Raw genomic sequence first — 11,036 nt, 5'->3', positions numbered from 1 at the left:
TATTAGTTCCCACTGTTCTTTAGTTAGGTTGCTGGAGTATACTTTACTCATTGCTCTCTGCGGTTCTGTATTTTTAGTACTTACAGATTATACCCTGAGAGCTTTTTTTACTCAACTTCTAACTTTTCAAACACCCTCTAATACTCCCTTTTCTAAGGATGTCAATAATACGGTTTTTAGTAATCCTAGTTTGATCTTTGTAGGAAAATTTAAAAACCAATTTACCCATTCTATTAATGACCACCATGTTTTTGGATATTGGGGAATATGTTCTTTATTTTGAAGATATGTTTCATATAAACGACGGTAAGTTTCAGCAGATAAACCAGATTTTTCCGCTTCTTTCTCCAACAATGCAAATTGATATTCACGAGTTAAAGGATCAGAAATTTCTGCAATAATCAAAAATTTCTCTCTCAGTTCCTTAACTTCTACTATTTCTTGCAAATGTAAATGTTTATCTACTTGAGAAATATTCTGTTGTTTAGATTTATTTGTACTCATTGCTAAAATATATCTTCTTGATTTTTTAATAATATGCAAAAATTGTAAATGCTAAGAGAGACATTTCATCAAAACGTCTCTACATTCTGTTTCTGTCAAATGTCAATTGATTATCCAAAAATTTCTCTGCATTTTTGACAAGCTTCAGCTTGCCCAGGCCTTCGGCAAATATTATCACATTGCCTTTTTAAAGCGGCAACTATTATATCTGAAAATTCTAAATTTGAAGGTGCAGTAAAAGTAGCTAACGTTAAAGTTGGACTACTTGTCTGTGGTTTGTCAGGAGTAGTAACTTCAACATCAAATTTATGGTTGCCGATTTTTTTTACTGTTGCGTGAAATTCATCATCTATTTCTTCACCAGTGAGTAATTGCAATAAAAGCTGAAGTGATGCTTCACCTCGTAAAATGGATTGCGTCAACTCTTGTGCTAACTGTTTATGCTCATCTTTTAAATTATCCCATGCAGATGGAAGTAAAATTTTGTCTGTCATAAGTAGAAATTTAACTAGAATAAATAAAATATACCATAATCAGTATATATTATTTGTATCATAATAATAAGTTTTTTTAAGTAAAATGGCGTAGATACAGCAAATATAATCCTGTATTATTAATTTTTATAAAAATATCATTTTCAGCGAGTAACTTTCTCATAATTACTTAATTCAAACCCTTTCACAGTCAATAATTCCCGCACTTGCTGACTCAACAAAGCCGCTAATTCTACTTCACCACCGTGATTTATATTAGTATTTACTAAAGCAGGATGAGAATAAATTTCTACCAGTTCCGCTTCTATTTGTGGTATTAAATCTAGTAAATATTTTTCACTCATGTCACCAGTTTGTAACAATCCATAAACTCTGTCAGCAAATTTAATATGATGAGCTTTTAATAAGCCTTCTCCATAACGGCGTAATTGTCCAAAAACAAGAGACCAAATTATTTTAGTGAATAAATTACGTTGATCAATTTTGAGGTTTTTACTTAATTCTTCTGAAGGTAGACGAATAAATTTGATGTTAAATTCTGGTGCTAATTCTGTTAAAATTTTCAAAACTACAGGATGGACATGAAGGTGTAAATGTCCGTCAACATGAGCCAAATTCAAACCAGAATCACGGAATTTTGCTAATTGAGCATATATTTCTAACCGCAATTCTGCACGGGTAGCTTGATTAAATTGATAACTTAATCCTGCTAAAGTAGGATCATGAGAAAAGTTACCCTGAGAGTCTACTAAATGGGGAATTTGCGAAGGTGGTAAAATTGATTTACCACAAACTAAAACCAGGTGTAACCCAACTGCTAACTGAGGATGATTCTTTGCGAGAGCGATCGCCTCTTGTGCAGCATCACCACTTACCATTAAACTAGTGCTAGTTAAAATGCCTTCCTCATGGGCTTGAATAATCGCTGCATTCACACCCTGGGAAAACCCGAAATCGTCAGCATTAATAATTAAATAAGACATTGGTATATAGATAATTAGGATTAAAAATGTCAGAATCAGGATTCACAAGATTTAATTGAATTAATCCTGTCAATCCTTTAATCCTGGGTATCCTGATTCAGACGATTTACCTAGCTAAAGCTTGAGTCCGACGTTCATTCAAATAACCAAAGAACTCCTTACCTTCTCGCAAACGACGAACTAACATTTGTCTATCAGCCAGCATTTCCCGCACAATCGGAATAATTGCTTTTGGACGGAAATAAAACTTGCGATACATTTTCTCCACAGCATCTTCAATTTCCGCACTCGAAAGACTGGGATATTGCAAAGTTGAAGTTTGAATACCGGAAGTTGCGACTAAAGACTCATTCGCAAACCAACCTTTTTCTCTGGCTTGTTCATACAACTCTGTACCGGGATAAGGTGCAGCAATAGAAACTTGAATTGTATGGGGACTCAATTCACAAGCAAAGCGAATTGTTTCTTCTACAGTCTCTGGGGTTTCTATTGGCAACCCGATAATAAAAGTTCCATGAACAGTAATACCAAGTTTGTGGCAATTCTTCATGAATTCTCGCGCCACTTCTAGCTTAATACCTTTTTTGATATTATTGAGAACTTCTTGATTGCCGGATTCAAAACCTACTAATAACAATCTTAAACCGTTATCTCGTAAAGTTTTGAGAGTATCATAATCCAAATTTGCCCGAGCATTGCAACTCCAAGTTAAATTGAGTCGCTTCATGTGTTTACTAATGGCGATCGCTCGATGTTTGTCAATGGTAAAAGTATCATCATCAAACATATACTCCCGCACCTTATCCCCAAAGAGAACCTTCGCCTCTTCCATTTCTCTACCTACAGCATCGGGGCTTTTATGACGATATAAATGTCCACCAATAGTTTGTGGCCACAAACAAAAAGTACATTTGGCTGGACAACCCCGCCCAGTATAAAAAGAAATGTAAGGATGTTGCAAATAGCCAATGAAATATTTACTAATATCTAAATCACGGGCATAAACTGGCAACACACTGGGCATAGCATCCCAGTCATGAATTAAAGGACGTTCTTCCGTTTGGTGGATATTCCCCAACTTATCCCGGTAACTCAAACCCTTGATTTCATCCCAAGGTTTTCCTTCTGCTAATTCCTTACAGGTATAATCAAACTCATTGCGGCAAACAAAATCAATTACCGGATTTTCTTGCAAAGTTGCCTCTGGTAAAACCGCAACGTGCGCCCCCACAAAGCCAACTTGCACATTGGGGTTTTGTTGTTTGATAGCTTCAGCACACTTAACATCATTAGCCAAAGATGGTGTACTGGTGTGCATAATTACTAATTCATAATCCTTGGCAATTTTCAACACATCATCCACCGTTTGCCCATGAGGAGGTGCATCAACTAACCTACTGCCAGGAACTAAAGCCGCTGGTTGTGCTAACCAAGTGGGATACCAAAAAGAAGTAATTTCTCGTTTTGCTTGGTATCGCGCCCCCGCACCACCATCAAAACCATCAAAAGAAGGTGGACTCAAAAATAAAGTAGTTTTCATGAATATTTTTCTTGTCAGTTGTTAGTTGTTAGTTGTCAACTTAAGCCAACCAGGGAATGAATTCCCTGTCTAAAAGCTAAACTCGGTTAAGACCGACTAATTTGACATAAATAGGATAGTTCTTGATTTTGAGTTAACCAGATTGCATTTTAACGCACCTTAGCTTTTAGACCGGAACTTAAGTTCCGGGCAGATTTGTTCCCCATACCCTATTTCCTAACTAGCTTTAGCGTTCACACCCATGAGGTTTTCAATCAGGGAAACAACATCACTACGACTGAGTTTTTCCTTACCACTAGCTAAAGCATCTAGAGTACCATGAGCTAAAGCCAGAGGAATTTGGCAAAACTGCAAAGCCGGTCCATTTGGCAAAGAGTCCGTATAGGCATCTGCTAAGATCAGATTACGACGGGCATATTCTTGGAGATTGCCATTATCCCAACCTGCTGGGTAAAAATTGACCCCACGAGTTAGGTCTTCACCATTGTTTCGCAGAATATTTACCGCTTGCAAACCCCTACCAAATCCTATGGCTTGAGTGCGGTTGCTTTGAGTTCCATCATACCAGTTCCATAAATCTGAGAGTAACAAGCCCACAGCGCCAGCCACCCCAAAGGTATAACGATCTAGATCCGCTTCTGTTTCTATTTTCCAATTTTTATCTGCCCAATAAGCCATTCTATCAGCCATTGCCGCTGTTGCATCCCAAATTCGCGGAGCAATGCTTTCAGGTGCTAATATTGACCATTCTCTAATCCGTAAACTAACTTCTTGTAAAGAATTTTCGTAACCTTTAAACCCTACGGAAAAAGCATCCAGCGGAAAACCATCTACTCCAGCTTGCAATGTGAGGCTAATATTCTGCAACAGGCGTTTTTTAGTCTCGTTATCCAAGTTTGCATCGTCTTCAATTTGGTCAATGGCACGCATACACAAGTATGCTGATGCCACTGCTTCTTGTAATCCTGATGGTAAAATACTAATTGGGATATAAAAAGTTCTACTAGTGTCTTTAAGGATTTGCAACGCATCTCCACGTAAATCCATTTTGTTCACTCCTGTCTTGATTTTCACACCACACCTAATTTCGGACTTTTCGATAATACTAGATTTAGTCTTTATTAAACCTTAAAAACCATAAACACCCTAGCATTTAATCTAGAAATACATAGTCAATCGTGTCATATTTAACACAATTTTCGAGCTTATCAGAAAAATGCCGAAAACCCTTAAAGGTGCGCCTCACTCAAGAGGACACACCTGTGATACTTCTACGCCGTGCAGGCTATCAAATAAGGTATGCAGGCTAAAGCCAGGATTTATTTTGCACTGAGATTCTGTGTATATTGTATAAGGAATGGTTATCGAAAACAAAGAAAGTTTATTAACAAGATTAAATCATTGCTAGTTCTAGAATACAAGGTTGGGCGATGCGTTGACTCATAAATCACGGTATAAATTCCGCACAATAAACCAAAATCCATCCATGCTGTTAAAGCACGGTTGGGATGAATGCTGGTCAGTTCAGGGGATAAGAAAAAACGTTTAACTTTTTTCCTTTAATCCTTGTTCTTGATCATTGTTAAATAATTCTAATAAACCAAATATCCCCACAAAGAATGTATAAGCCGCATATTTGATTGATGCTTGATTGTGAGCAGGTGCATAATAAGCAGCAATTAAGGCTTCGAGAAAATGAGCCAACAGGACAATATGAGTGATAATTAAAGCTGGAGTTAAGATACTCGGTAGTTGACTGTTAGTTATTGATGTTTGGATATTCCATAATTCTAAGCCTACTGCACTGGTTGTGAGTGTAATGGATATAATTTTGAAGATGGGAAATAGTTTTTGTTTGATATCTTTTAAATTCATGTTGTTTGATTTTCTGTAGTAAGAATATCTTACATTTTATTGCATTAAATTATTCATTAATTCATCTATTATTAAAAGTCCCTCATTAATTTGTTGAACTGTATCTAATTCATTTCCAGGATCTGGAGTTTGAATAGTCATATATGATGTAGCTGAAGAATGTGCAACAAGACCTCGTTTTGCTCCAAATGTATTCATGGTATTAAGCCAAGCAGTATTAGTATTTAAGTCATTACTATTTATTCCTATGGGTAATAGTAATGCTAAAATATTTTTTTCTTTTACTCCATGATTATTATCAATAACCTTCTTAAAGCTCTTGATAGCTGAATTTATTTTTTCAGTTACTTTCAATCGCTTGTCGTGATTATCTTGACTTACATTGTTGGGTTTGTTAAGTGTATCTATAAATTTACCTTTTTCCTGACGATTAGCAGCTAATACTATTTGCGGGACTGGAAATCCAAGTACAAGTGATTCGATAAACCTACTTTTACGAGTGATATCCCAAGCGTCTCGTCTTTGAAATCTTGGATTTAGCTCTATATTACCCCGATCAAGTTGATTAAAGATTGTCTCTGTTGTCCAGTCACTACCAGAAACAACAATTTCTGGAATTTGCTTTAATTCAGGAATTAACCCACTCAGCGGTTCAAACTTAATTTCTTGATCTTCCTCTTCTTCAAAAAATATTACGTCTTCGTTAGGCATAGTTTTATTCTGCATAAAGATTTGAACTTAAATATAATATATCATATTATTTCTTTAGATTCTAGATTTTATCAATTTTTACTTTAAGCTTTCAACGCTTCTTTTCCCTTAAAATGCTCAACCAAAACCAAACCCCCCTCATAGATGCCTTAAAAGCCTGTATAAACCGTCCTCACGCACCATTTTACACCCCAGGACATAAACGCGGTGCTGGTATTTCCCCACTTTTAACGGATTTAATAGGTAAAGATGTCTTTCGTGCTGACTTAACAGAATTAGCAGAATTAGATAATTTATTCAAACCAGAAAGCGTAATTCTTGCAGCCCAAGAACTTGCTGCGGAGGCTTTTGGGGCTGAGAAAACATGGTTTTTAGTTAATGGTTCTACCTGCGGAATTGAAGCCGCTATTCTTGCTACTTGCAGAATGGGAGAGAAAATAATTCTTCCACGCAATGTCCATTCTTCAGTTATTTCTGGATTGATTCTTTCTGGTGCAATTCCTATTTTTATAAATCCTGAATATGATCAAGAATTAGATATTGCACATAGTATTACACCAGAAGCATTAAAAGCAGGATTAATACAACATCCAGATACCAAAGCAGTGCTGATAGTTTATCCTACCTATCATGGTGTTTGTGGAGATTTGCCAGAATTTGTACACCTTACTCATCAATATAATATTCCCTTAATTGTAGACGAAGCACATGGCGCACATTTCCATTTTCATTCCGATTTACCCATATCAGCTTTAAGCGCAGGTGCAGATTTAACTGTCCAATCAATTCATAAAACATTGGGGGCAATGACACAGGCATCAATGCTACATATTCAAGGTAAAATAATTGATATTGATAGAGTTAATAAAGCCTTACAATTAGTTCAATCTACAAGTCCTAGTTTTATTCTTTTAGCTTCTCTCGATGCTGCACGTCAGCAAATGGCAATACATGGAAAAAAGCTGATGTTTCAAACTTTGGAATTAGGGAAAGCCGCCAGAATTCAAATTAATCAAATTCCTGGTTTATTTACTCCCCTTTCTCCAAAAGAAAAGTCACAGGGATTTATAGATTTAGACAAAACTAGATTAACAGTTAATGTTAGTAAATTAGGGTTTACTGGCTTTGAAGCTGAAGATATTTTAAATGACAAATTTAATGTCACCCCAGAATTTTCATCTTGGCAAAATATCACTTTTATTATTAGTTTAGGAAATACAAAAACAGATATTCAAAACCTAATTAAATCTCTCAAAAATCTTAATAATATAAACCCATTAATACCCCAAAATTTATTGTACAAATACAAAAATGATCATACAAATAATATTATATCTATTTCTCCCCGTGAAGCTTTTTTTGCTAATAGTGAAATCTTGTCTTTCGAGAAAACTCAAAACCGGATTTGTGCGGAAATTATTTGCCCTTATCCTCCAGGAATTCCTGTATTAATGCCTGGAGAACTCATTACAAAATCAGCTTTAGAATATTTGCAAGAAATTCAAAAAATGGGTGGTTTTATTACTGGTTGTGCAGATAGTAGTTTGCAAACTTTAAAAGTTGTCAAAACATAAATCATTGAGTATAATTATAATAACCATAAGAATTTTTTAGTGTCAAAGTGACTTCAACACTAAAAATTCGTGTTTAAATAGATTCAGCACTTTATATAAAAATTAAATAATTCCCGTGTTAGAAGCGTGTGTACTGATAACAATACTGTGTGGTTTTTTTGGCATCATCCTCAAAAAAAACTTGGTAATGAAAATTGTCTCAATGGATGTGATGAGTACGGGTGTGATTGCCTTTTATGTACTAATTGCATCACGAGAAGGATTATTTACTCCCATTATTTCCGAAGTAAAAAATATTGCTTATGCTGATCCTGTTCCCCAAGCAGTCATATTAACAGCGATAGTCATCGGTTTCTCGATTCAGGCTTTGATGCTAGTTGGTGTGATGAAATTAGCACGGGATAATCCCACATTGGAAAGTAACGAGATTGAGAAAAATAATACACCATGAATACCATTACACTGGCTTGGATTGCTACCCCATTTTTTCTAGGGTTCATCATTTTTCTAGTCCCCAAACTTAACCGACATTTGACATTGTGGGGGACTATTGCTTCTGCTGCTTATGGGTTGCAGCTATTTCTTGAACCATCACCCATTACACTAAATTTACTGGATAGTTTCGGGATCACCTTAATAGCCGACCAGTTAAGTGGTTACTTTATTTTCACAAATGCCCTGGTAACGGCTGCTGTTGCCCTCTACTGCTGGCGCAGTGATAAAACGGCTTTTTTCTATGCCCAGATGATTATTGTGCATGGTAGCCTGAATGCGGCCTTTGTCTGTGCAGATTTCATTAGTTTATATGTGGCGTTAGAAGTAAGCGGTATTGCGGCTTTCTTATTGATTGCTTATTCTCGTAGCGATCGCTCAATTTGGGTAGGTTTACGGTATCTGTTTGTTAGCAATACAGCCATGTTATTTTATCTGGTTGGTGCAGTGCTGGTTTATCAGACGCATCATTCCTTTAGTTTTGCCAGTTTAAAGGGATCACCACCAGAAGCACTAGCATTAATTTTTCTGGGATTATTAATCAAAGCGGGGATTTTTGTCTCCGGTTTATGGCTACCTTTAACTCATTCTGAATCAGAAACACCAGTTTCCGCATTGATGTCAGGAATTGTCGTTAAAGCCAGTGTTTTGCCTTTATTACGTACTGCATTCGTTTCCGAAGAAATTGATATTATAGTCAGAATTTTCGGTGTGGGAACAGCTTTAATGGGTGTATCCTATGCTGTTTTGGAAAAAGATACAAAGCGAATGTTGGCGTTTCACACAATTTCCCAATTAGGCTTTATTCTCGCAGCACCAGCTGTAGGTGGATTTTATGCCCTCACTCATGGATTAGTCAAATCATCTTTATTTTTGATTGCGGGTTCTTTACCTAGTCGCAACTTTAAAGAACTGCAATATAAACCCATTCATACTACTATTTGGATAGCCTTAGTTATTGCTAGTTTATCAATTTCTGGTTTGCCTTTGTTGTCAGGGTTTGCTGCAAAAGTTTTAACCATGAAAAATTTAGCATCTTGGCAATTTATAGTTATGAATATTGCCGCAGTTGGTACAGCAATTTCTTTTGCTAAATTTATTTTTCTCCCCCATACAAAAGCAGAAGAAGAAGAAGAACAGAAAACAAAATCCGGTTTTTGGATATCAGTAATATTTTTAATTACTGGATTATTTGTGGCAAATATTGTCTATCTTCCAGCTTATGAAATCACCAATATCACAAAAGCACTTTTAACTATTGCTGCGGGCTGGTTAGGATATCATTTCATTTTCAAGAAATTATCCATATCTCTACCTCGTGTATTTGAAGAATTTGAGCATTTAGTTGGTGTCATGAGTTTAACTTTAATCCTATTATTTTGGATGGCTTTCCCATGATTGGACATCTCATATTCAGACTATCAATTTGGTTATTACTCACAGCTAACGTGAGTTTAACAAATATTATCATCGGTGTAATTATTGCCTTACTTTTACCACGTGGTAAGTCATCACCAGAAAAATTAAAATCTTGGGTAAAGGTAATAATTAAGATCCTTATTGCGATTCCGGTAGCTTTTATGGAAGCATTTGAAATTATCTTCCGTCCCCATAATGAAGAAGAAATTATCATGGAGAAAGTCAAATTCAACAGATCACCGTTATTGGTTTTTATTGATATATTTCTGATTACCTTTACCCCCAAAACCATCGTTATGAAATACCATGAAGAAGGATGGTATGAAGTTCACAAAATTAAACCCAAGAAAAAACAAGCATGAACCTAGAAATAGTCTTAATAGCAATGATTATAGCTTTACTAATTCCCATTTATGAAGCTGGGAAAAGTAATAATACCTGGCAAAAAATGTTAGCTTTTGGCAGCATTTCCAGTAAAGTAGCCATCATGATTCTTGTCATTTCCGTTTTGCGCGATGATTGGATGATTGGTGTAGTTGCAGCGATTATTTTAACAGTAGGAAATGCCGGCTTAATGTTATTAGCACATATCCTCAGAAGATTAGGTGAAGTATGATCAACTTTCTTAGTTATACCTGTATGGGTATCGGCATAGTTTTCTGGTTTTGGGGAACTTCTCATTTAGTCAGCAACAGATCAGTATTATTCAAATTACATGGACTTTCTGTTGCTGATACTTTAGGTTCAATGATGATTATTGTCGGACTATTACTAAAAATACCCAGTGAATGGCCATTACTTATTCTTGGCATTATTTCCCTAGCAATTTGGAATACTATGCTGGGTTATGTATTAGCATACTGTTCAACAAAAGAGGCAAGAAATGAATGATACTTATCTCTATTTAATTATTGCTTTATTACCCTTAACTGCGGGGATGTTAGTAACTCAAACTAATCCCTATCATGCCTTAGTAATTCGTGGGGTACTCGGTGCAGTTGCGGCAATGGTAGATGCAGTTTTAGGTGCAGCAGATGTGGCTTTAACAGAAGCATTAATGGGAACAATGCTATCAATTACTTTGTATGCGATCGCAGTTCGTTCATCCTTAGTATTACGTCTTGGTGTCATTGAAAATCAATCAATAAAAAAAAATCAAGATCCTAATTTTCAAGAAATTATCAACGACTTCCGCAATATTTTTAACAAACATTATATGCGGTTGGAACTTGTACCTTATCCTACTCAGGAAACTTTACAACAGGCACTAATTGAAAAAGAAATTCATGCTACTTGTGTGCATTTAGAAGAAACTAATCAAACAACAGAAAGCTACCAAACAGCAATTCGAGTGCAACGCATCTATAACATCATAGAAAACGAACTTTCATCACCAAAAACAGTTATCAGATATTTCGACGTTCTAGAATCAGGAGTGTAGCAT

14 protein-coding genes are annotated in these 11,036 nt (G+C 35.8%); 7 read left to right on the top strand and 7 right to left on the bottom strand.

Features of this window, described 5'->3' with window-relative positions; all coding sequences use genetic code 11:
- Positions 1-126 precede the first annotated feature (126 nt).
- The 7 genes from PN471_RS06205 to PN471_RS06175 all read right to left on the bottom strand — a co-directional run bounded on the left by PN471_RS06205 (position 127) and on the right by PN471_RS06175 (position 6,107).
- Entirely contained in the window at positions 127-504 is a 378-nt protein-coding gene (locus tag PN471_RS06205; protein WP_271776099.1) for a hypothetical protein, read from the bottom strand.
- Between the two features lie 110 nt (positions 505-614).
- Positions 615-998 carry a hypothetical protein gene (locus tag PN471_RS06200; RefSeq protein WP_271776098.1) on the bottom strand — a complete coding sequence of 128 codons (384 nt, stop codon included), beginning with the start codon at positions 996-998 and terminating at the stop codon, positions 615-617.
- A gap of 143 nt (positions 999-1,141) precedes the next feature.
- Positions 1,142-1,981 (bottom strand): hopanoid biosynthesis-associated protein HpnK, encoded by an 840-nt coding sequence (gene hpnK, locus PN471_RS06195; protein WP_271776097.1) that lies wholly within the window; start codon positions 1,979-1,981, stop codon positions 1,142-1,144.
- A 106-nt stretch (positions 1,982-2,087) separates the two neighbouring features.
- On the bottom strand, positions 2,088-3,521 hold the full coding sequence (gene hpnJ, locus PN471_RS06190; protein ID WP_271776096.1) for a hopanoid biosynthesis associated radical SAM protein HpnJ: 1,434 nt from the start codon (positions 3,519-3,521) through the stop codon (positions 2,088-2,090).
- 216 nt (positions 3,522-3,737) lie between these two features.
- The gene (locus tag PN471_RS06185) at positions 3,738-4,568 is read right to left on the bottom strand and encodes a phytoene/squalene synthase family protein (RefSeq protein WP_271776095.1); all 831 of its coding nucleotides are present in this window, start codon (positions 4,566-4,568) and stop codon (positions 3,738-3,740) included.
- A 498-nt stretch (positions 4,569-5,066) separates the two neighbouring features.
- The gene (locus tag PN471_RS06180) at positions 5,067-5,396 is read right to left on the bottom strand and encodes a hypothetical protein (RefSeq protein WP_271776094.1); all 330 of its coding nucleotides are present in this window, start codon (positions 5,394-5,396) and stop codon (positions 5,067-5,069) included.
- A gap of 36 nt (positions 5,397-5,432) precedes the next feature.
- On the bottom strand, positions 5,433-6,107 hold the full coding sequence (locus PN471_RS06175) for a DUF262 domain-containing protein (RefSeq protein WP_271776093.1): 675 nt from the start codon (positions 6,105-6,107) through the stop codon (positions 5,433-5,435).
- Positions 6,108-6,220: 113 nt separating this feature from the next.
- On the opposite strand from PN471_RS06175, the gene PN471_RS06170 reads away from it, so the two are divergent.
- The 7 genes from PN471_RS06170 (at position 6,221) to PN471_RS06140 (ending at position 11,033) form a co-directional block, all read left to right on the top strand.
- A complete protein-coding gene (locus PN471_RS06170) occupies positions 6,221-7,681 on the top strand; it encodes an aminotransferase class I/II-fold pyridoxal phosphate-dependent enzyme (RefSeq protein WP_271776092.1) in 1,461 nt (486 codons plus the stop codon).
- Between the two features lie 115 nt (positions 7,682-7,796).
- The gene (locus tag PN471_RS06165; protein ID WP_271776091.1) at positions 7,797-8,132 is read left to right on the top strand and encodes a cation:proton antiporter subunit C; all 336 of its coding nucleotides are present in this window, start codon (positions 7,797-7,799) and stop codon (positions 8,130-8,132) included.
- Positions 8,129-9,571 carry a cation:proton antiporter gene (locus PN471_RS06160; RefSeq protein WP_271776090.1) on the top strand — a complete coding sequence of 481 codons (1,443 nt, stop codon included), beginning with the start codon at positions 8,129-8,131 and terminating at the stop codon, positions 9,569-9,571. The genes PN471_RS06165 and PN471_RS06160 overlap by 4 nt, the downstream gene beginning before the upstream one ends.
- Positions 9,568-9,954: a Na+/H+ antiporter subunit E gene (locus PN471_RS06155; protein WP_271776089.1), complete on the top strand. Its 387-nt coding sequence runs from the start codon at positions 9,568-9,570 to the stop codon at positions 9,952-9,954. The genes PN471_RS06160 and PN471_RS06155 overlap by 4 nt, the downstream gene beginning before the upstream one ends.
- On the top strand, positions 9,951-10,208 hold the full coding sequence (locus tag PN471_RS06150; RefSeq protein WP_271776088.1) for a hypothetical protein: 258 nt from the start codon (positions 9,951-9,953) through the stop codon (positions 10,206-10,208). Before PN471_RS06155 ends, PN471_RS06150 begins: the two co-directional genes overlap by 4 nt.
- Complete coding sequence (locus PN471_RS06145; protein WP_271776087.1) at positions 10,205-10,483, top strand: monovalent cation/H(+) antiporter subunit G; 279 nt, start codon at positions 10,205-10,207, stop codon at positions 10,481-10,483. Before PN471_RS06150 ends, PN471_RS06145 begins: the two co-directional genes overlap by 4 nt.
- Positions 10,476-11,033, top strand: a complete 558-nt coding sequence (locus PN471_RS06140) for a DUF4040 domain-containing protein (protein WP_271776086.1) — start codon at positions 10,476-10,478, stop codon at positions 11,031-11,033. The genes PN471_RS06145 and PN471_RS06140 overlap by 8 nt, the downstream gene beginning before the upstream one ends.
- Positions 11,034-11,036: the final 3 nt, after the last annotated feature.

Origin of the sequence: Aphanizomenon sp. CS-733/32, assembly GCF_028330045.1 — a bacterium.
GTDB classification, from domain to species: Bacteria; Cyanobacteriota; Cyanobacteriia; order Cyanobacteriales; family Nostocaceae; genus Dolichospermum; species Dolichospermum gracile.
The sequence above is the reverse complement of the archived record's forward strand: the minus strand, read 5'-3'. Positions and strand labels throughout refer to the sequence as shown.